This window comes from Halopseudomonas nanhaiensis (assembly GCF_020025155.1).
Classification (GTDB): domain Bacteria; phylum Pseudomonadota; class Gammaproteobacteria; order Pseudomonadales; family Pseudomonadaceae; genus Halopseudomonas; species Halopseudomonas nanhaiensis.
Genome location: NZ_CP073751.1, coordinates 2,804,240 through 2,825,626 on the forward strand (window position 1 = coordinate 2,804,240; position 21,387 = coordinate 2,825,626).

A 21,387-nucleotide genomic window follows, 5' to 3' on the forward strand; every position below is an offset into this window, starting at 1 on the left:
GCTTTCACTGGTCGCCATGGTCTGCCGTTACCACTCGGTTTCTGCCGCTCTGCTTGCCCAGGTAGAGAGCCCTGTCGGCGCGCTTGACGATGTCTTCGATGGTCTTGTCCTCATCCTGAACCGCGGTCAAACCAAAGGTCGCGGTGATACGAATGGTCTGCTCGTCGGTCTCCAGCGGTGCGCCTTCGAGCCGCTGACGCAGACGATCGATCAGGCGCTCGCTCTGTTCCAGACTCGTTTCGGGCAGCAGCAGAATGAACTCTTCGCCACCGAACCGGCCGATGATGTCGGTCTGACGCAGGGTCTGCCCGAACAGGGCTGCGACGTGTCGCAGCACCTGATCCCCCACGTCGTGACCGTGCAGATCGTTGATCTGCTTGAAGTGGTCGAGATCCAGCACGCAGAGCGACAACTCAGTACCCAGGCGCCGGCTCCGCTCGCGTTCCCGGTTGAACAGCAGTTCATATTGACGGCGGTTGAACAACCCGGTCAGGGGATCAGTGGTGGCCTGCTTCTGTAACTCGACTTCCAGCGCTTCGCGCCGCTCTATCTCCTCTTGCAGCGAGGCGTTGATTTCGACCATTTCGGTGTGCAATGCGAACTGGCGGCGCTGCACCATCTGCAGACGCAGGGCGGCAATCATGCCGACCGTGGTTGGCAGGCAGAGCAGAATGAACAGGGATATGATCTTGGCAGCGTCGGCGCCAGTGAGCCTGACGCATACCAGGGTGCCAACAATCCCGAATCCTGCGGCCACATTGGACAGCACGACGCGGTTTGGTATGAAGATATACAGACACAGCAGAAGAATCAGCGTGACGCCGATGTTCCAGATGATGATATCGGGCCGTACGAAGTAGATGAGGAAGAACAGCGTGAATCCGACAATTTCCAGAATCGTCACAGCGTAGCCGGACGTGGCCCAGTGCGGGTTGTATTTGAGCCGCCAGGCCAGCAGCAGCAACAAAGCAGCACTGATGCCACGCGCCGCCATCAACTGCACAAACCCACTGCTCAAGCCCAACGCAAGAAAGTCGAGTGATCCGAACAGCAGCAACAGGGAGGCCCAGACCGTGACTGATGTGCGCAGATGTCTGGCTGCTGCCGGTTCGACGTGCTTGCGGTAGGCTCGCTCTTCAGCGGGGTCCCGAAACTCGCCGCGCCAGGCCGACAGCGCGAATCGTTCGTAGGGTGTCTCCAAGAGGTTGTCCCTCCCCGTTTCACTAACGCACCGGAAGTGCTTCGTTTTTTATTGTTCTGTCTGGCGGACTATATCGCAGGGGCAATGATTTTAATATGACATCAGTCAACAACCGTCCGCTTCGCCCGACCGATGACACGCGCTGCCGCCCGGCGGCCTCGGCACGCATCATTTCCGGACGATGACACAGAGACCCTGCTGCCGCAAGCGGGCACGGGGCGTGGGTTACAGCGGATTCTTCGCCACGCCGTGCAAAAGCGTCACATGGTGAACAACGCCGCGTGAAGCAGACGTAAAAAAACCCCGCACTGCATGGCAGTGCGGGGTTTTCTCGAATGTGGTTGCGGGGGCAGGATTTGAACCTACGACCTTCGGGTTATGAGCCCGACGAGCTACCAGACTGCTCCACCCCGCGTCAGAGGTCGCAATTCTACGGATTGCAGGTGAGCTGTCAAGCGATTGATGCGAAAACATTTTTTCGTCTGATCCGACGGGCGGTCCGTTCACCGGATAGCGCATCAATTCAACCGGGAAACAAAATGAGTATACTGGCGGCACATTGATAGCCAGTTGCCCATAATGTCTTTTTTCCGGTTCCTTCTTCCCGCCCTGATCGCCGCACTGGTACCTCTGCCAAGCCTGGCTCAGGTGCGCGAGGTGAACGACGAGGCGGCGCGCTTCATGTCGGCCGATGTGTGGCCCTGGGCCTACCTCGATGAGCGAGGCCAACCGGCCGGGTTGCTGCACACCCTGGCCGAGCGGTTGACCGAAGTGGCCGGGGTTCCGTTGCACAACCGTATCCTGCCGCATCAGCGCTTGCGTCACGAGTTTCGCCTGGGACACGGCGATTTCACCGTGCTGTTCGAAAACCCCACTCTGGATGACTTCGCCACCCCGTTGGGCGAAGTGCTGCGCAGCAACATGTTTCTGGTCGCGCCGGCAGACTCCACCGGTACGCTGTCCTTCGAGGCACTTGCAGGCCGACCGGTCGGGTACATCCGCGGGACCTATTACGGCGAAGTCTTCGAGGAAGATCAGGGCATGATCAAGATTGCCACGCACAATCTCGATCAGGCGCTGCAGATGCTCGCTGCGGGCCGGCTTGACGCGTTCCTGAGTAGCGACGTATTGCTCTATCACACCTTTCTTGCACAGGGCATCGACCCTTCGCATTTCCGCATACGGGTCTATACCAGCGGGCTCGCCGGGCATCTTTACATGCAGCGTATGGCCTCGCGGCCGGACTACGGGCCGAAACTGCGCGCCGCGCTGGATACCCTGCGCGAGTCAGGTGAACTGGAAGAGATCTTCCGCGTACCGCTCGTCAGTGAGCCCATGCAGCGCTGAGCATTCGCGCGTTTTTCCTGTCTGCGTTAGGTCATCATAAAGCGGAGCCGGACGCGGGAGTCCGGCTCCTGCCAGGGATCGGCATGAGTGGAGTCGGTATGAGTGGTACACAATCGCCAGTGCTTGCGGAAATTCGTCACCGCATCGGCTATCTGACGCTGAATCGTCCCGAAGGGCTGAACGCCCTGAATCTCGACATGGTGCGTCTGTTGCGGGCACAGCTGGATCTGTGGCTATCCGACGAGGACGTGCGAGTTGTGGTACTGCGTGCCAGTGGGGACCGGGCCTTCTCGGTCGGTGGCGACGTGCGAGCGCTTTACCATAGCTATCTGGCCGGGGATAAGGCCGCTGCAGAAACCTTCTTCACTGAAGAGTATGCCCTTGATCAGTTGATTCACCGGTATCCCAAACCGGTTGTAGCCTTGCTCGACGGTTATGTGCTCGGCGGTGGCATGGGTCTGGCACAGGGTGCTCTGACCATCGCTACGCAACGCTCGCGACTGGGGATGCCGGAAACCGGCATCGGCTTTTTCCCAGATGTTGGCGCCAGCTATTTTCTGTCGCGGCTGCCCGGGGCTCTCGGCATCTATCTGGGAGTGACCGGCACCCAACTGAGCGCTGCGGACGCCCGATATGCAGGGCTTCTCGATATTGTCGTGGACGACGACGGGCTGGGCGCCGTCGAGAAGGCGCTGGCCGGCTTCAATGGCTCGGACCAGGTATTTTCAATGTTTGAAGCCCAGTTGCACGAGATGGGGTTGCAGCCCGGGTATGCGTTGCAGCCGCTGCGGCCCGCTATTGATCGTCATTTTTCAGCTGGCGATCTGCGCAGCATCCGCGACTCACTCGGAAAGGAACAAAATCCCGCCTGGCGCGATTGGGCGCAGCAAACACTGGCACTTATGGAAACCCGTTCACCGCTTGCCATGGCTGTCACGCTCGAGCTGTTGCGGCGCGGCAGGCAGCTGCATCTCGAAGGCTGTTTTGCACTTGAGCTGTATCTGGACCGGCAATGGTTCGAGCACGGTGACATCGCCGAGGGGGTTCGCGCATTGCTGGTCGACAAGGACAGGCAACCGCGCTGGAGAGTGCCCAGCATCGACCTGCTGGAGCCGGGTATGGTTGCCGATTTCTTCGAAGGGTTCGCCCCCTAGCGAAAGTCCCGGCTGCGCACATCCAGCCCAATCAGCATGGGCGTCAGATCGACCAGACGCCCGGCGATCAGGTGGGTGACGCCCTCCTTCGTTTCCAGTCGACCATGAATCTCGAGCAGACGTGAACCGATCAGCTCCTTGCGCTGGCGCTCCCCCAGATCAGCCCAGACGATGACGTTGACCATACCGAACTCATCTTCCAGCGTGACGAAGATGACGCCCGTGGCGGTGCCCGGGCGCTGTCGGCCAATCGCCAGACCGGCAACCCGGATATAGCGCCCATGTTCGATGTCGGACAGTTCGCGCGAACTTCGGCAGCGCCTTGCCGCGAGTTGCGGACGCAACAGTGCGAGAGGATGAGGACCCAGCGTCGTGCCCACGGTCGCGTAGTCAGCCTGCATATCTTCCGCCACGCTGGGTACCGGCAGTGCGACAGCCGCTTCGGTCGGCGAATCGATGCCCTCGAACAGTGCCAGCTGCGGCTCGATACCGGCCGTGGCCCAGCGGGCCTGATGCCGATGCCCGGCCAACCCGCGCAGAGCATCGGCGTCGGCAAGCAATTCCCGGCTACGTGCGTCGAGCCCCGCCCGCCGATCCAGGTCTGCGACGCTCTGGTATGGGCCATCCTGGCGCGCACTTTCGATACTACGACCAGCCTCCTCGCGCAGCCCCCTTATCATCCGCAGCCCCATGCGCAAGGCAGGTTGCTCGCCCTGCCCGGGCTCCAGCGAGCAGTCCCAGTCGCTGTATCGCACATCGACCGCCAATGTCTCGAGGTTGTGCCGGCGCAAATCCTGAAGAATCTGGTCAGGACTGTAGAAGCCCATTGGCCAGCTGTTTATGAGGGCGCAGGCGAAGGCCACCGGTTCATGACACTTGAGCCAGCAACTGGCATAGGTCAGCAGGGCGAAGCTTGCCGCGTGTGACTCAGGGAAGCCGTAACTGCCGAACCCACGTATCTGTTCGAAGATCTTTTCTGCAAACTCCAGCGTGTAGCCGTTTCTGAGCATGCCTTCGGTCAACCGCAGCTTGTGCGGCTCCAACCCGCCGTGGCGCTTCCAGGCGGCCATCGAGCGACGCAGCTGATCAGCCTCCCCTGGCGTGTAATCGGCAGCCACGATTGCCAACGCCATCACCTGCTCCTGGAACAGTGGCACGCCCAGCGTTCGTTCGAACACGCGTTTCAGGGCGTCGGAGGGATAGCTGATTGGCTCTTCGCCATTTCGACGACGCAGATACGGATGCACCATGTCGCCCTGTATAGGCCCGGGCCGCACAATCGCGACCTGGATGACCAGATCGTAGAAGGTTCGCGGCTTCATCCGCGGAAGCATGGCCATCTGCGCTCGCGACTCGATCTGGAATACCCCAACGGTATCGGCCTTGCCAATCATGTCGAAGGTTGCCGAGTCCTTAGCGGGGATGGTCGCCAGCGTCAACTCGCGTCCTCGGTAATCGCGAACCAGATCGAACGTACGACGGATGGCGCTGAGCATGCCCAGGGCGAGAATATCCACCTTGAGCAGGCCGACCAGGTCCAGGTCATCCTTGTCCCACTGGATGATGGTGCGATCGGCCATTGCCGCATTTTCCACCGGCACCAGGGTTTCCAGTGGTTGTTCGGAAATCACGAATCCACCGGGATGTTGCGACAGGTGCCGGGGAAAGCCGACCAGCTCCCCTGCAAGCACCATGACCCGATGCAGGATAGGACTTTCCGGATCAAACCCGGCCTCGATCAAGCGCTCCGGTGAAGGCAAACGGTCGGTCCATTTACCTGCACACTTGGCCAGGGCGTTGATCTGATCAGGTGGCAGGCCCAGTGCCTTGCCCACATCGCGCAGCGCACCGGCAGCGTGATAACTGCTGACCACCGCCGTCAGTGCAGCGCGTTGTCGACCGTAGCGGCGGAAGATGTACTGAATGACCTCTTCACGGCGGTCATGCTCGAAGTCGACGTCGATATCCGGCGGCTCGTTACGTTCCTTGGACAGAAAGCGCTCGAACAACAGGCTCGAACGTGACGGGTCGATCTCGGTGATGCCCAGTGCGTAGCACACAGCGGAATTGGCCGCGGAACCGCGACCCTGACACAGAATCGCCTGCTCGCGGGCGTAGCGCACGATGTCATGCACGGTGAGAAAGTAGCTTTCATAACCCATCTCGGCGATCAGGCTCAGCTCCTTCTCGATCTGTTCCCGAGCCTGTTCGGTGATCCCCTCTGACCAGCGCCAGCGCGCACCCTGCTCAGTCAGCTCACGCAGCCAGCTACTGGGGCTGTGGCCAACCGGGACCAGCTCATGCGGATACTGATACTTGAGCTGGCCAAGATCGAACTGGCAGCGCTTGGCAATGCGCAGGGTTTCTGCGAGCAGCTCCGGGGGATAGATGCCCGAGAGTCTGTCGATGCTGCGTAGATGTCGTTCACCATTGGCATACAGCCGGTAGCCGGCTTCGGCCACTGTGCAGTGATGACGAATGGCGGTCATGGTGTCCTGCAGGGCACGGCGGCCGCGCGCGTGCATATGGACATCACCACTGGCGACAGCCGGCAGCCCCAGACGCTGCGCCAGCGTCTGCAAGCCACGCAAACGCTCGGCGTCATCCGCTCCACAATGCAATTCAATGGCGAGCCACAACCGGACACCGAACAGGTCCCTGAGCCATTCACCGGTCGCATCATCGTCCGGCGAATCGGGCAACCACAGGGCCATCAGACCCTTGCACGCACCGTCCAGGTCTTCGCGCAGCACCCGATACTCACCCTTGACCGTGCGCCGGCGAGCCAGGGTAATCAGGCGGCAGAGACTGTGGTAACCGTCGATGTTTTCCACCAGCAGGACCAGCCTGGGCCCGTGCTCGATACGCATTTCACTGCCGATGATCAGCGGCACGCCTGTTTCCTTTGACGCCTGCCAGGCGCGCACGATGCCGCTCAAAGTGCATTCATCGGTTATGCCCAGAGCGCGGTAACCGTGCTGAGCGGCGCGTTTGAACAGCTCCTCGGCACTCGATGCGCCACGCTGGAAGCTGAAATTCGACAGACAGTGCAATTCAGCGTAACCGCTCATGCGAACCACCCATGCAACATCAGTCGCCCCGGCTGGTCGACGCAGCTATAGGCCCAGGCCAACTGGCCGTCGCGGGTTTGTACCAGGTAATAGTCGCGGCGCACGTCGCACCCATCCCACCAGCCAGACTCGATACGCTCAGGTCCGGCCAGCACACGCGGAAGAAACTCGTGCAGGACGATGGGCTCGCGCAGCAGCCAGCCCGGTCGTGGCGGCAGCCCGGCCGATTTGCCGACATGTCCGACTGCGGCCATGCGCCATGCGGCTTCGGGTCGATAGTCAGCCAGGGCATGAACGCCCTGCACCGCCTCGTCACCCAGCCGCGCTCGCAACCGTTCACGCAGTTGTTCCCAGGGCACCGACTGCTGCGGACGCTCCTCGAACAGTTCGCGGTGCTCCGGAACAAAGGCCGGCAGGTCACGGGCCACCAGCCGCAACGCCTGAGTCGGGCCGGGAATCTGCAACTGTTCGAAGCGCCCTCGAGCCAATTCGAATAGCATGGACGGATCGCGCTCGGCGCCGAGCAGACCGACCGGCACATCACTATCGGGGCCTTCCCGGTGCTCCAGTGACAGGATGAAGCGTTGTACGCCGCTGTCCCGACCAGCCAGAAAGGCCGCCAGATCACCAGTCAAGCGGCGCAAGGGAAACAGCAATGCCTGATGGGACTCCACATCGAAATTGAGCTCGATGCGCTGGTCGAATTCATCCGGGGGCGCATAACAGCCGAGCACCAGGGCGCGATCACCCAGCAGGGTATCGATATGCTGAAGGACTTCTCGGGGAAAGCGTCGAGCCAGGCTGTCCCGCGGCAAGTCCAGCAATTGCCTGAAGCGTCGCAGCCCCATGCGCTCAAAAGCTGTTGCCGTGTCGCGATCGAATCCGCAGCGCGAGACCGGCATGCTGCCCAGGATCGCCCCGAGCGTCTGTCGATCCGCTACGGCGAGCCCGTCATGTACGTTGGTCAGAAAACGTGCAGCGGCCGGATTGGGCGCCACAACAATGCGGTGACGGAACCCCAGGCTGGTCAATTCTTCACGCAACCGCGCTTCGAAGCGCGGCCAGGGGCCAAACAGGCTGAAACTGGACTCGACCTCGAGTAGCAGCGCACGGGGATAATCCAGGCTTACATGCGAACTGAACCGGTAAGCCCAGGCGGCGAGAAAGCGGTGCCAATGGTCGATCTGCGCCACGTCGTATTCGGCGGTGCTGAAGCTGCGCGTCAGCGCATGCGCCGCGGTGAGCGTCTGCCCCGGTCGCAGACCCAGTTCACGGGCAGCTGCGTTGACTGCCTGCAGCACCCGGCGCTGTGCCGGGCCGGTAATCAGCGCCAGCGGGGCATCGGGATCCTCGCGGCCACGCAGCGCGGCGTCCATCGCCAATTGAGGCAGGAGAATACAGGCCCAGCGCATGGCATTACCGCCCCGCTACAAGCGAAATGGAGCGAGCCGGCGCCAGGCCACCCCGGCACTTGAGCACCCGTACCTGTCCTGGCCCATCGAAGACCAGACGCAGGGCTGCCGGAGAAGCATTCACCGCTTCGCCAACCGGACGGTAGGCAAAAGCCAGCGTCTGACCGGTTTCGGCGGCTACCTGCAATCGGCGCAATGAACGGTCATCGGCTCTTTCCGGCCAGCACACCACCGCTCCGCAACTGCCCGAGCGCAGACACTGTTCGGTGGCCCAGAGGGCCTCCCGAGCACTGCAGCGAATGATGTTCATCCAGCGCAGATCGATTCCGGCCACCTGCCAGGCCCAGGGGAATGGGATATGCGGCGGTGCTACCAGAACGATGCGCTCTCGGGCCTGCGTCAGCCGCGCCAGCGTAGGCCACAGCAGTTGAAGCTCACCGACACCTTCAGCGGGCAGCAGAATCTCGCTCAGCGCTGCCTCGGGCCAGCCTCCCGCCGGGAGCGCCTGATCGAGCACGGCATGACCGGTCGGCTGTACGCCGGCAGGTTCGGCCAGCGCCTGACCACGCCAGACGCGCCGTTCATCCAAAAGCGTTTCGAGTGCGACAACCGAGCCCATGATCAATGAACGCCGGGGTGCGCAGGAAACGGGATATCAATGAAAAGAAGCATACATACCGCCTTTATACTGTATATACATACAGCATATCATTCGGCAGGCGCGGGTCAATCGGTGACAGATGAGAGGAAGGCTAAAGAAGCAGGACTGCGGAGCGCCAATAAAAAACGGGTACCGGACAGCGGTCCGGTACCCGTCGATACAGCAGCGTAAACCCGGGTTATTCGAAAACGATCACGCCCCGGGCGTTCTTGCCGTCCAGCATGTCCTGGAACGCCTGGGGAGCGTCGTCGATGCTGTAGGTCTTGGTCACCAGCTCGTCAAGCTTGAGACGATTGGCCTTGTACAGATTGAGAATCTTTGGGAAATCGTACTGCGGCCGTGCCGAACCCAGCCAGCTACCCTTGATGGTGCGCTCGTCAGCCGGCAGCGAAAAGGTATTGAAGGAGGTCTTGTCCTGCATGTCTGCCACGCCGACGACAACGACCGTGCCGGCGCGGCCCAGTGCCTTGTAGGCCTGCTCGACGACCTTGCCGTTACCCACACATTCGAACGCGTAGTCGACACCACCACCGCTGAGCTTCTTGATCGCCTTGCTGACGTCTTCCACATCCTTGATGTTAATGGTGTGGGTGGCGCCGAACTCCTTGGCCATTTCCAGTTTCGACTCGTTGGTGTCCACGGCAATGACCATTTCGGCCCCGGCAGTGACGCAACCCTGGATCACGTTCAGACCCACACCGCCGATGCCGAACACCACGGCTCGCGAACCGGGCTCAAGCTGTGCAGTGTTGAACACCGAACCGACGCCGGTAATCACTGCGCAGCCAACCAGCGCTGCGCTGGACATGGGCACGCCTTCCTCGATCTTCACACAGTTGTCCACGTGCATGGTCGCGTATTCTGCCATTACGCCGCAGGCACCGAACACGTTGAGGTCTTCGCCATCCTTGCCGTGGGTGCGAACCGTGCCATCGGGCAGAGTAACCAGAGACTTGCGAGCATTTTCACAGAGGACCGGGCGGCCGCGAACACAGTTACGGCATTTGCCGCACATGGTGATGAAGGTACTGACGACGTAGTCGCCTTCCTTCAACTCGGTCACGCCCTCGCCGACTTCCACCACCACACCGGCGGCTTCATGGCCCAGAACCAGCGGCGGTGGGTACTGAATCTTGCCGGTCGTTGCCGAATGATCGCTGTGGCACACACCACATGCAGCGACCTTGATGGTGACTTCACCCCGCTTGGGCCCATCGACGGTGATGGTCTCTACCTGAACGGGCTGACCCCATTCACGGCAAACCACGGCTTTTGCCTGACGGCTCATGCTTTTCTCCTCTTTTGTTAGCTCGCTAGCCGATCGGTTGAAACCAGCGTCTCAGCGATCGCCTGATGAAGACGATGATAACTCAGGTCGCGCCGCGGTATGGTACTTCAAATTGTCTCTCTACTGGCGCGATCGGCTTTTTTGCACGAACCAGGCAGTGAATGGCGGTATGACGAAGCGCAGGTAGCGACGGCTAGCTCAGCGCAGCAGACTGGCCAGCCAGTCGAGATCTTCTGGCCGCGTCACTTTGATGTTGTCGGCTCGCCCCTCAATCAATCTTGGGGCATGACCCGCCCATTCGATGGCCGACGCTTCGTCGGTAATCGCGATACCAGCGGCAAGCCCCCGTTTCAGCGCGTCGTGTAGCATCCCAAGGCGGAACATCTGCGGCGTGTAGGCCTGCCAGAACAGACTGCGGTCCGGGGTGGCCGTTACCCGGCCATCCGGCCCGGCCTTTTTCAGCGTATCGCGGACCGGAACCGCCAGGAGACCGCCAACCGGGTCGTCTACCAGGGACGCCAGTAGCCGCGACAGATCGGCACGAGCCAGGTTGGGTCGCGCCGCGTCGTGCACCAGTACCCAATCTTCAGGTGCGGCGCCCAGCGTCGACAGCCGCTCAAGGCCGGCGAGCACCGAGTCGGCTCGCTCGGCACCGCCGGCAGCACGCTGGATGCGCGTGTCCGCCGCGCAAGCCAGGGTCGGCCAGTAACCGTCCGTTGCCGACAGGCTGACGACCAGGCCGCGCAGGCCTGGGTGATCAAGAAAACAGTCGAGGGTGTGTTCGATCAGGGTGCGACCACCCAGGGGGAGATACTGCTTGGGCCGATCGGCGTTCATCCGCGCGCCGACACCGGCGGCGGGGATCACGACCCAGAATGAAGGCGACGCCGTCATTCGTTGCTGAGCTGGAACAGGGTTTCGCCTTCGCGCACCATGCCGAGTTCGCGGCGGGCACGTTCTTCGATGGTTTCCAGGCCCTGCTTGAGCTCCAGCACTTCTGCAGTGAGCACCTGATTACGCTCGAGCAGCTGCTCGTTTTCCTGCTGCTGTTCAGCGATCTGCTGCTTGAGCTGAGCGACATGGGCGAAGCTGCCCTCGCCTACCCATAGGCGGTATTGCAGGCCAGCCAGCAAAACCAGGGCGGCAATCCAGAGCCATTTCACAACGTCCAGCCTCCAGCGGGCAGCGATTCAGTGAGCAGATACTAATCGGCGCGCAAGCCAATTGCCACGTCCCAACGAAAAAGCGCGCCGACTGGCGGCGCGCCTTGTTGAACCGGAACGCAACTGTGGCTTAGCCGCGGAACTCGGCTCGCCCCTTGTACGGGGCTTGCCCGGCCAGTTGCTCTTCGATGCGCAGCAGCTGGTTGTACTTGGAAACGCGGTCGGAACGGCACAGCGAACCAGTCTTGATCTGACCGGCGGCGGTACCTACCGCCAGATCGGCGATGGTGCTGTCTTCGGTCTCACCGGAACGGTGCGAGATCACGGCAGTGTAGCCAGCCTTCTTGGCCATCTGGATGGCTTCGAGGGTCTCGGTCAGCGAGCCGATCTGGTTGAACTTGATCAGAATCGAGTTCCCGATGCTCTTGTCGATCCCTTCCTTGAGGATCTTGGTGTTGGTGACGAACAGATCGTCACCAACCAGCTGAACCTTCTCACCGATCTTGTCGGTGAGCACTTTCCAGCCGTTCCAGTCAGACTCATCCATGCCGTCTTCGATGGAGATGATCGGGTAGCGCTGCGTCAAACCAGCCAGGTAATCCGCGAAGCCGGCCGCGTCGAACACCTTGCCCTCACCGGCCAGGTCGTACTTGCCGTCCTTGTAGAACTCGCTGGATGCGCAGTCCAGCGCCAGGGTGACGTCGCCGCCCAGCGTGTAGCCAGCGTTGGCCACGGCTTCGGCGATGGCGCCCAGCGCATCCTCGTTGGACGAGAGGTTCGGCGCGAAGCCACCTTCATCGCCAACCGAGGTGCTCAGACCACGGGCCTTGAGGACCGCCTTGAGGTGATGGAAGATTTCAGCACCCATGCGCAGCGCATCGGCAAAGGTCTTGGCGCCAACCGGCTGGACCATGAACTCCTGGATATCCACATTGTTGTCAGCGTGTTCGCCACCGTTGATGATGTTCATCATCGGCACCGGCATGCTGTACTGGCCGGGCGTGCCATTCAGATCGGCAATGTGTGCATACAGCGGGATGCCCTTGGACTGGGCGGCGGCCTTGGCGGCAGCCAGCGACACGGCGAGAATGGCATTGGCGCCGAGCTTGGCCTTGTTCTCGGTACCGTCGAGTTCGATCATGGCGCGGTCGAGTGCGACCTGATCGGTCACATCCTTGCCCATCAGCAGCTCACGGATCGGACCGTTGATGTTGGCCACGGCCTTGAGTACACCCTTGCCCATATAGCGACTCTTGTCGCCATCGCGCAGCTCAAGCGCTTCACGCGAGCCAGTCGAGGCGCCGGACGGGGCGCAGGCGCTGCCGATAATATTGCCATCCAGAATCACATCCGCTTCGACGGTCGGGTTGCCGCGCGAATCGAGGACCTCACGTCCCTTGATGTCGATGATCTTTGCCATGATTATGCTATCTCCATATGAATCGTCCGAAAGTAGATCAGGTCCGACGCGACAAGTTCACGCGGTTTCGAGCGTCGGGAATCCCTTGACCAGATCATCCAGTTGCTTGAGCTGCGAGAGGAACGGTTCGAGCTTGTTCAGAGGCAGCGCACAGGGGCCATCGCATTTGGCGTTGTCCGGATCGGGATGCGCTTCAAGGAACAGGCCTGCCAGCCCCTGACTCATGCCTGCCTTGGCCAGATCAGTGACCTGAGCGCGACGGCCGCCGGCCGAGTCACTGCGCCCGCCGGGCATCTGCAAAGCGTGGGTCACATCGAAGAACACCGGATAGCCCATCTGCTTCATGATGCCGAAGCCGAGCATGTCGACCACCAGGTTGTTGTAGCCGAAGCTCGAACCCCGCTCACAAAGGATCAGTCGGTCGTTTCCGGCATCAACGCACTTGGTGAGGATGTGCTTCATTTCCTGGGGAGCGAGAAACTGGGCCTTCTTGATATTGATCGCGGCACCGGTTTTGGCCATGGCCACCACCAGATCAGTCTGGCGCGAGAGAAAGGCAGGCAGCTGAATGATGTCGCAAACCTCGGCCACCGGAGCAGCCTGATGCGGTTCGTGCACATCGGTGATCACCGGTACGTTGAAGGTCTGCTTGATCTCTTCGAAGATGCGCAGGCCTGCTTCCATGCCCGGTCCACGGAACGAACTGATGGAAGAGCGATTGGCCTTGTCGAAGCTGGCCTTGAACACGTAAGGAATGCCCAGCTTGCTCGTAATCTCGACATAGGTCTCGCAGATCTGCATCGCAAGATCGCGGCTCTCCAGCACGTTCATGCCTCCGAACAGCACGAACGGCTTGTCGTTGGCGATCTGGATGTCGCCAACGGTGATGGTCTTCTGGGTCATTGCTGGTCCTCAGGCCTTGACGGCACGCTGGGCAATGGCGGCATTCACGAAGCCGCTGAACAGCGGATGCCCATAACGCGGCGTGGAAGTGAACTCCGGGTGAAACTGGCACGCGACAAACCACGGGTGGTCGGCCACTTCGACCATCTCGACCAGCGCACCGTCTACCGAACGACCGGTAATTTTCAGTCCACCCGCTTCGAGATCGGGCAACAGGTTGTTGTTGACCTCATAGCGGTGGCGATGACGCTCGACGATAACATCCTGACCGTAGCAGTCATGCGCGCGTGAACCGGCGGTCAAGGCACATTCCTGCGCACCGAGCCGCATGGTCCCGCCGAGATCCGAGTCTTCCGAACGCTGCTCCATTTGACCCGAAGCGGTCTGCCATTCGGTAATCAGGCCCACCACCGGATGCGTGCTGGTCTTGTCGAATTCGGTCGAGTTGGCGTCCGCCCAGCCGAGTACATCGCGCGCGTATTCGATGACTGCAACCTGCATACCCAGACAAATGCCAAGGTATGGAATCTTGTTCTCGCGGGCATAGCGCACCGTGGCGATCTTGCCCTCGACACCGCGCAGACCGAAGCCGCCCGGCACCAGAATGGCGTCGACGCCTTCCAGCAGCTCGAGGCCTTTCTGCTCGATATCTTCGGAATCGATATAGCGCACATTGACCTTCGTGCGGCTCTGGATACCGGCATGGCTGAGCGCCTCGATCAGCGACTTGTAGGCGTCCAGCAACTCCATGTACTTGCCGACCATGGCGATGGTCACTTCCTTCTCCGGGTACAGCTTGGCGTCGACCACGCGGTCCCATTCGGACAGATCCGCCTGCGAACACTCCAGACCGAAACGCTCGACGACGAAGTCGTCCAGACCCTGCGCGTGCAGGACCGAGGGAATGCGGTAGATGGTGTCGACGTCTTCCAGGCCGATGACCGCGCGCTCTTCCACGTTGGTGAAGAGCGCGATCTTGCGGCGCGAGGACAGGTCGATCGGATGATCGGAACGGCAGATCAGCACGTCAGGCTGCAGACCGATGGAACGCAGTTCCTTGACCGAGTGCTGCGTCGGCTTGGTCTTGGTCTCGCCGGCGGTGGCAATGTACGGCACCAGCGTCAGGTGCATGAGCATCGCGCGGCGCGCGCCGACTTCCACACGCAACTGGCGGATCGCCTCGAGGAACGGCTGCGACTCGATATCGCCTACGGTGCCGCCGATTTCCACCAGCGCCACATCAGCGTCGCCTGCACCCTTGATGATGCGGCTCTTGATCTCGTCGGTGATGTGCGGAATGACCTGGATGGTCGCGCCCAGGTAGTCACCGCGGCGCTCCTTGCGCAGCACGTGCTCGTAGACACGACCGGCGGTGAAGTTGTTGGCCCGGCTCATCGTCGCCTTGACGAAGCGCTCGTAGTGGCCAAGATCGAGATCGGTTTCGGCGCCATCGTGGGTGACGAACACCTCACCATGCTGGAACGGGCTCATGGTGCCCGGATCGACGTTGATGTACGGATCCAGCTTGAGCATGGTGACTTTCAGGCCGCGCGCTTCAAGGATCGCTGCCAGCGATGCCGAGGCGATACCCTTGCCCAATGAAGATACAACACCACCCGTGACGAAGATGTAGCGCGTCATAAAAACCCGTAGATTGACTGTTAGGCGACCGCCGGCCGCAGAGGAATCGAAGGGAGACCAAAGTCTCGTCAAGATGGGAAGCCAGAATACCAGAGGACCCCGGTTTGCTCAATCGCAAAGCCCGGCTGAAACCGTCTCTAACCCGACACCCCAGGCTCCCACCGCACCTGCCAGCCGGTGTCATCCGCACCGATGCATGCCGCCTCGTCCTGCCAGCGCCCACCGACCGACACCAGACGGCCATCGCAGTATAGCAACGGCACGCGCGCACGCAGCCAGGCGGGAATGGCGGCCTCCTGCAGCAGGCGCTTGAGGCTCTGGTGAGGTCTGTGCGCAGGCTTGATGGATTCGCCACCTTCGCGATAGCGAACCTCCCAGCGCCCCACCCCACGCCCCAGCCCACCGGCAGCGGCGGTGAAGACCAACCGTCCGTTGCCGGCCAGATCCACGCTCGCAGCCGGTTCGATCACCTGTGCCATCGGGAGGGGCAGAACCTCGGGCAGCAGCCACAGGGAGCCTGATTCGCGTACAAGACGGTATCCGTCGAGCAGTACTTGCGGCTGAGCGTCAGTCCGCGCACCGAGTTGCTCGATGAGCTCACGGAGCCGGCGCTGGTCGGGCAGCCTGCAGTGATGTCGGTCGAGCCAGAAGCGCAGCAGGTTGACACGCCGCGGGCCGCTCAGTCGCAGCAGCTCTGCGACGCACAACGCCGGCCAGCCTGCCAGCCACTGATCGCTGTGACGCGCCGCCACGCGCTGGAGATCTTCCTCCGCACGCTCGTCGAGCAGTTCGAGCGCCTGCTCGGCATGTTCCGCCAGACGGATGAGACTCCCGTCGACCATCGGCCATCGCTGACGCATGCCCGGCAGAACCTCGTGGCGCAACGCGGTGCGTGCAAACCGCGGATCGCCGTTGGCGGGATCATCAACCCACGTCAGTGCATGGTGATGCGCCCATCGCAGCAGATCGGCGCGTGACCACGCCAGCAATGGCCTGTACAGCCGGCCGCCCCCCAGCGCCCGCCCTGCCGGCATACCGGTCAACCCGCGTAGCCCTGTGCCTCGCAACAGTCGGAAGACAATCGTTTCGACCTGATCGTCCCGGTGATGCGCAAGCAGCAATACCTCGCCTGTCCCGATAACCGATTCGAACGCCTGGTAGCGCGCCTCGCGGGCGGCATTCTCGATACTCGCGCCCGGAGCAACGGTCACGCGTTCGGTGCGCAGCGCAACGCCAGCACGATCACACGCCTCGGCGCACTGCGTCGCCCATCGATCGGCGTCAGGGTGCAGGCCATGATGAACATGAATAGCTGAGAGAGGTGGCAACTCGACCGAGTCACGCAGAATGGAGAGCGCGTGGAGCAGGACCATGGAGTCCATGCCACCGGACAACCCCAGCCGCCAGGCTGGGGCGTCCATGCAGGGCGCCAGCCTGTCGAGCAGCGCCTGCGGGTCGAACATGATTACTTGATACCGAAGGCCATCAGGCGCTCGTAGCGCGAGTCGAGCAGCGAATCGGCGTCATGTTCGTCGAGCGAGCTCAGTTGCTCGAGCAATTGGGCCTTGATGCGTGCCGCCGTTTCCTTCGGGTCACGATGAGCGCCGCCCAGGGGCTCGGAGATGAGCTGGTCGACCAGGCCCAGCTCCTTGAGCCGGCCAGCGGTGATACCCATGGCTTCGGCCGCATCAGCAGCCTTCTCGGATTTCTTCCACAGGATGGACGCACAGCCTTCGGGCGAGATCACCGAGTAGGTGGAATATTCAAGCATCATCAGACGGTCGCATACGCCGATAGCCAGCGCGCCGCCGGACCCGCCTTCACCAATGACCGTGGAGATGATGGGCGTCTTCAGCCGCGACATGATCTGCAGGTTCCAGGCGATCGCCTCGCTCTGTCCGCGCTCTTCCGCATCAATGCCAGGATAGGCACCGGGCGTATCGATGAAGGTCACCACCGGCATCTTGAACCGTTCGGCCAGTTGCATGAGGCGGCAGGCCTTGCGGTAGCCTTCCGGCTTGGGCATGCCGAAGTTGCGGCGCACCTTCTCCTTTACGTCACGGCCCTTCTGATGACCAATGACCATGACAGGGCGGCCATCGAGGCGCGCCATGCCGCCGACGATCGCCGCATCGTCGGCGAAATGACGGTCGCCGTGCATCTCTTCAAAATCGGTAAAGATGTGTCGGATATAGTCGAGCGTGTAGGGGCGCTGCGGATGACGGGCCATTTGCGCAACCTGCCAGCTCGACAGATTGGAGAAGATGCTTTCGGTGAGGGAACGGCTCTTGTCTTCCAGTCGGGTGATCTCATCGCCGATATTCAGCGAATTGTCGGTCCCGACCAGGCGCAGTTCCTCGATCTTGGCCTGCAGGTCTGCGATCGGCTGTTCGAACTCCAAATACTTCTGACTCTTGCTCATAAGCGTCCATCATCCGCGGGGCGCCCGCTCGGGGCATCCAATTTTTGGTGATTACCTTACGGGATTGAGCAGCCTGCGTCGAGCAAGCGGTCCCGGGGTAGCAGTCATCTGTAGTGCAAGGAGACGCTGTCTTTGCCGAGCTGGTCACGCAGACTCTGGACCAGCTCATCAGCCGGCTCCACGCGCCATTCCTCGCCAAGACGCAGCAGCGCGGTCGCATCCGGGCGCGTCACGTCGATCGTAACCGCGCACCCGCCGCGATGCTTGCGCAGCAGCCCGGCGATCTGCGCCAGGCAGTCCGGACCATGGCGAACGGTGTCCATACTGATCCGTACGCTGTCGAGCAGGCTGGTACGTGCCTCCTCGAGGCTCATGACCCGTTTGGCACGCATGCGCAGTCCGCCGGAAAAGTCATCCTGCGCCACCTCTCCTTCGACCACCAGCAACGCGTCCTTCTGGAGAAGACTCTGCGCGGCCTGAAACGCATCGGCGAATAGTGAGACCTCTATCCGCGCCGATCGATCATCGAGGGTGACGAAACCCACCTTGTCGCCGCGTTTGCTTTTCATTACCCGCAGGTCGAATACCAGCCCGGCGATCGTCTGGCCCTCGCGCGACGGCTTCAGATCGATGATGCGTTGCCTGGCGAAGCGGCGGATCTCCTTTTCGTACTCGTCGATCGGGTGGCCGGTCAGGTATAGCCCCAGGGTTTCCTTCTCGCCGCGCAACCGTTCCTTGAAGGACCATTCGCGCACCCGGCGGTAGCTTTCGAACACATCACGGTCAGTCGAGGGGCCGAGCAGATCGCCAAACAGGTCATCGTGGCCGCTGTCGGCGCTGCGCGCGGTCTGCTCGGCCGAGGCCATCGCCTCCTCCATTGCAGCAGCGAGCGCTGCACGGTTGCGATCGACCTGCTTGAGATACGCCTGCTGCTCTTCGTCGAAGAAGGGTCCCAGGCGATCCAGCGCGCCACTGCGGATCAGCGCCTCCATCACCCGCTTGTTGATCCGCTTGAGATCGACCCGGGCACAGAAGTCGAACAGGTCGTTGAAAGGTCCACCCGCCTGCCGCGTCTCGACAATGGTCTCCACCGGGCCTTCGCCAACGCCCTTGATCGCACCCAGGCCATAGACCACGTCCCCGGCGTCATCGACGGTGAACTTGAACTCTGACACGTTCACATCCGGCGCCTTGATGCGCAGTTTCATGCTGCGACACTCTTCGATGAGCGTCACCACCTTGTCGGTGTTGTGCATGTCGGCAGACAGTACCGCTGCCATGAAGGGTGCAGGATGATGCGCCTTGAGCCAGGCGGTCTGGTATGACACCAGACCATAGGCGGCCGAGTGCGACTTGTTGAAGCCGTAGCCGGCGAATTTTTCTACCAGATCGAAGATATTGCCCGCCAGATCGGCATCGATCCCGTTGTTCTGACAGCCCTCGAGGAAGATCGCCCGCTGCTTGGCCATCTCTTCGGGCTTCTTCTTACCCATGGCGCGGCGCAGCATGTCCGCCCCGCCGAGCGTGTAGCCGGCCATCACCTGGGCGATCTGCATGACCTGTTCCTGATACAGGATAATGCCGTAGGTGGGCTTGAGCACCGGCTCAAGGCCTGCATACTGATAATTCGGGTGCGGGTAGGAGACGATCTCGCGTCCGTGCTTGCGGTTGATGAAGTCGTCAACCATGCCCGACTGCAGCGGCCCCGGGCGGAACAGGGCAACCAGTGCAATCAGGTCTTCCAGGCAGTCCGGCTTGAGCTTCTTGATCAGCTCCTTCATCCCACGCGATTCGAGCTGGAAGACCGCTGTGGTTTCTGCTCTCTGCAGCATTTGATACGTGGGCGCGTCATCCAGCGGAATGAAGTCGATATTCAACGGATCCAGGCCCTTCTTGGCCTGCTCGCGGTTGATCGTATCCATGGCCCAATCGATGATCGTCAGCGTACGCAGGCCGAGGAAGTCGAACTTCACCAGGCCTGCCGCCTCGACGTCGTCCTTGTCGAACTGGGTCACCAGGCCGGCACCGGCTTCGTCGCAATACAGCGGCGCGAAATCGGTCAGCTTGGTCGGCGCGATCACCACCCCACCGGCGTGTTTGCCGACGTTACGCGTAATACCTTCGAGCTTGCGCGCCATGTCCCAGATTTCCTGGGCTTCCTCGTCGACGGCAAGGAATTCGCGCAGCAGCTCTTCCTGCTCATGGGCCTTGGCGAGCGTCATGCCCACTTCGAAGGGGATCATCTTCGACAGCTTGTCCGCCAGACCGTAGGACTTGCCCTGCACGCGCGCGACGTCACGTACCACAGCCTTGGCCGCCATGGTGCCGAAGGTGATGATCTGCGATACCGCGTTGCGCCCGTAGGCTTCCGCGACGTAGTCGATCACCCGGTCGCGGCCTTCCATGCAGAAGTCGATATCGAAGTCGGGCATCGATACCCGTTCCGGATTGAGGAAGCGCTCGAACAGCAGGTCGTAGGCCAGCGGATCAAGATCGGTGATCAGCAGCGAATAGGCGACCAGTGAGCCGGCACCTGACCCCCGGCCCGGACCCACCGGCACGCCGTTACCCTTGGCCCATTTGATGAAGTCCATGACGATCAGGAAGTAGCCGGGGAAGCCCATCTGATTGATGATATCGAGCTCGAAATTCAGGCGATCGACGTACACCTTACGCCTGGATTCGTAGTCCGGCGAATCGGGCGGCAGGATGATCTTCAGGCGCTGCTCAAGGCCTTCAAAGGACACCTGTTTGAAATACTCTTCAATGGTCAGACCTTCCGGAATCGGAAACTCCGGCAGGAAGTACGTGCCCAGCTGCACCTCGATGCTGCACCGTCGGGCGATTTCGACCGAGTTTTCCAGTGCCTCGGGGATATCGGCAAACAGCTCAGCCATTTCCGCCGGGGTTTTCAGATACTGCTCTTCGCTGTACTGGCGCACCCGCCTCGGGTCGTCAAGGGCGCGGCCCTCACCGATGCATACGCGCGTCTCGTGCGCCTCGAAATCCTCGCGCTTGAGAAAGCGCACGTCGTTGGTGGCGACGACCGGACAGTCGAAGCGCGCGGCCAGTGTGACTGCAGAGTGCAGGTACTCTTCGTCATGCGGGCGACTGGTGCGCTGCAACTCCAGATAGAACCGGTCCGGAAACACACCCAGCCAGTATTCGATCAGCGCGTCCGCTTCGTGCGGATTGTTCGACAGCAGCGCCTGGCCAATCTCGCCCTCCTTGGCTCCCGACAGGGCAATGACACCTTCACTGGCTTCGGCGACCCACTCGCGGCGGATGGTGACCACACCGTTGCGCTGGCCTTCGGTATAACCGCGAGAAATCAGCTCGGTAAGGTTGCGATAGCCCCGCTTGTTCATTGACAGCAGGGTCATGCGAGTCAGCTGGGTATCGTCGTCCCGGCCCACCAGCCAGATGTCGACGCCCGAAATCGGCTTGATGCCGCCACCCATGGCCGCCTTGTAGAACTTGACCAGGCTGCACATGTTGTTCTGATCGGTTACCGCAACAGCCGGCATGCCGGCATCGGCAGTCGCCTTGATCAGCGGCTTGATCTTAACCAGCCCGTCGACCAGGGAATACTCACTGTGAACGCGCAGATGGACGAAGGAGACGGTCATGGAATTCCTGTTTTGAAGCGAAACTGCAGGAGAGAGATTGTAGCGGTCAGGCACTGACGGGACTAGTCGAACGAA

Annotated in this window: 15 protein-coding genes and 1 tRNA gene; 2 read left to right on the top strand and 14 right to left on the bottom strand. The window is 61.5% G+C overall.

The features are described from left to right. Positions 1-4 precede the first annotated feature (4 nt). Both KEM63_RS12760 and KEM63_RS12765 read right to left on the bottom strand, forming a co-directional pair. The gene (locus tag KEM63_RS12760; RefSeq protein ID WP_223652203.1) at positions 5-1,201 is read right to left on the bottom strand and encodes a GGDEF domain-containing protein; all 1,197 of its coding nucleotides are present in this window, start codon (positions 1,199-1,201) and stop codon (positions 5-7) included. A 338-nt stretch (positions 1,202-1,539) separates the two neighbouring features. After that, a tRNA-Met gene (locus KEM63_RS12765) sits at positions 1,540-1,616 on the bottom strand. 164 nt (positions 1,617-1,780) lie between these two features. Here KEM63_RS12765 and KEM63_RS12770 point away from each other — a divergent pair. Both KEM63_RS12770 and KEM63_RS12775 read left to right on the top strand, forming a co-directional pair. Next, positions 1,781-2,548 (top strand): substrate-binding periplasmic protein, encoded by a 768-nt coding sequence (locus KEM63_RS12770; protein WP_223652205.1) that lies wholly within the window; start codon positions 1,781-1,783, stop codon positions 2,546-2,548. A gap of 98 nt (positions 2,549-2,646) precedes the next feature. Next, a complete protein-coding gene (locus KEM63_RS12775; RefSeq protein ID WP_223652207.1) occupies positions 2,647-3,702 on the top strand; it encodes an enoyl-CoA hydratase/isomerase family protein in 1,056 nt (351 codons plus the stop codon). Here the strand turns inward: KEM63_RS12775 and KEM63_RS12780 are convergent. The 12 genes from KEM63_RS12780 to dnaE form a co-directional block, all read right to left on the bottom strand. Beyond that, entirely contained in the window at positions 3,699-6,773 is a 3,075-nt protein-coding gene (locus KEM63_RS12780) for an error-prone DNA polymerase (RefSeq protein WP_223652209.1), read from the bottom strand. The two genes, KEM63_RS12775 and KEM63_RS12780, sit on opposite strands and share 4 nt — an antisense overlap. Further along, positions 6,770-8,185 (bottom strand): Y-family DNA polymerase, encoded by a 1,416-nt coding sequence (locus tag KEM63_RS12785; protein WP_223652211.1) that lies wholly within the window; start codon positions 8,183-8,185, stop codon positions 6,770-6,772. Before KEM63_RS12785 ends, KEM63_RS12780 begins: the two co-directional genes overlap by 4 nt. 4 nt (positions 8,186-8,189) lie before the next feature. Next, complete coding sequence (gene imuA, locus KEM63_RS12790; protein WP_223652214.1) at positions 8,190-8,804, bottom strand: translesion DNA synthesis-associated protein ImuA; 615 nt, start codon at positions 8,802-8,804, stop codon at positions 8,190-8,192. A 220-nt stretch (positions 8,805-9,024) separates the two neighbouring features. After that, positions 9,025-10,134 carry a zinc-binding dehydrogenase gene (locus KEM63_RS12795; RefSeq protein ID WP_223652215.1) on the bottom strand — a complete coding sequence of 370 codons (1,110 nt, stop codon included), beginning with the start codon at positions 10,132-10,134 and terminating at the stop codon, positions 9,025-9,027. A gap of 198 nt (positions 10,135-10,332) precedes the next feature. Next, the gene (gene ispD, locus KEM63_RS12800) at positions 10,333-11,028 is read right to left on the bottom strand and encodes a 2-C-methyl-D-erythritol 4-phosphate cytidylyltransferase (protein ID WP_223652217.1); all 696 of its coding nucleotides are present in this window, start codon (positions 11,026-11,028) and stop codon (positions 10,333-10,335) included. Continuing rightward, on the bottom strand, positions 11,025-11,297 hold the full coding sequence (gene ftsB / locus KEM63_RS12805; protein ID WP_223652220.1) for a cell division protein FtsB: 273 nt from the start codon (positions 11,295-11,297) through the stop codon (positions 11,025-11,027). The genes ispD and ftsB overlap by 4 nt, the downstream gene beginning before the upstream one ends. Positions 11,298-11,427: 130 nt before the next feature. Then, complete coding sequence (gene eno, locus KEM63_RS12810) at positions 11,428-12,717, bottom strand: phosphopyruvate hydratase (protein ID WP_223652222.1); 1,290 nt, start codon at positions 12,715-12,717, stop codon at positions 11,428-11,430. A 57-nt stretch (positions 12,718-12,774) separates the two neighbouring features. Next, entirely contained in the window at positions 12,775-13,620 is an 846-nt protein-coding gene (kdsA, locus tag KEM63_RS12815) for a 3-deoxy-8-phosphooctulonate synthase (RefSeq protein ID WP_223652224.1), read from the bottom strand. Positions 13,621-13,629: 9 nt separating this feature from the next. After that, a complete protein-coding gene (locus KEM63_RS12820) occupies positions 13,630-15,261 on the bottom strand; it encodes a CTP synthase (RefSeq protein ID WP_223652226.1) in 1,632 nt (543 codons plus the stop codon). A 137-nt stretch (positions 15,262-15,398) separates the two neighbouring features. Further along, positions 15,399-16,724, bottom strand: a complete 1,326-nt coding sequence (gene tilS, locus KEM63_RS12825; RefSeq protein ID WP_223652228.1) for a tRNA lysidine(34) synthetase TilS — start codon at positions 16,722-16,724, stop codon at positions 15,399-15,401. Between the two features lie 2 nt (positions 16,725-16,726). Then, positions 16,727-17,683 (bottom strand): acetyl-CoA carboxylase carboxyl transferase subunit alpha, encoded by a 957-nt coding sequence (gene accA, locus KEM63_RS12830; RefSeq protein WP_223652230.1) that lies wholly within the window; start codon positions 17,681-17,683, stop codon positions 16,727-16,729. A gap of 104 nt (positions 17,684-17,787) precedes the next feature. After that, positions 17,788-21,312, bottom strand: coding sequence for a DNA polymerase III subunit alpha (gene dnaE / locus KEM63_RS12835; RefSeq protein ID WP_223652232.1), 3,525 nt, complete (start codon positions 21,310-21,312; stop codon positions 17,788-17,790). Between the last annotated feature and the right edge of the window lie 75 nt (positions 21,313-21,387).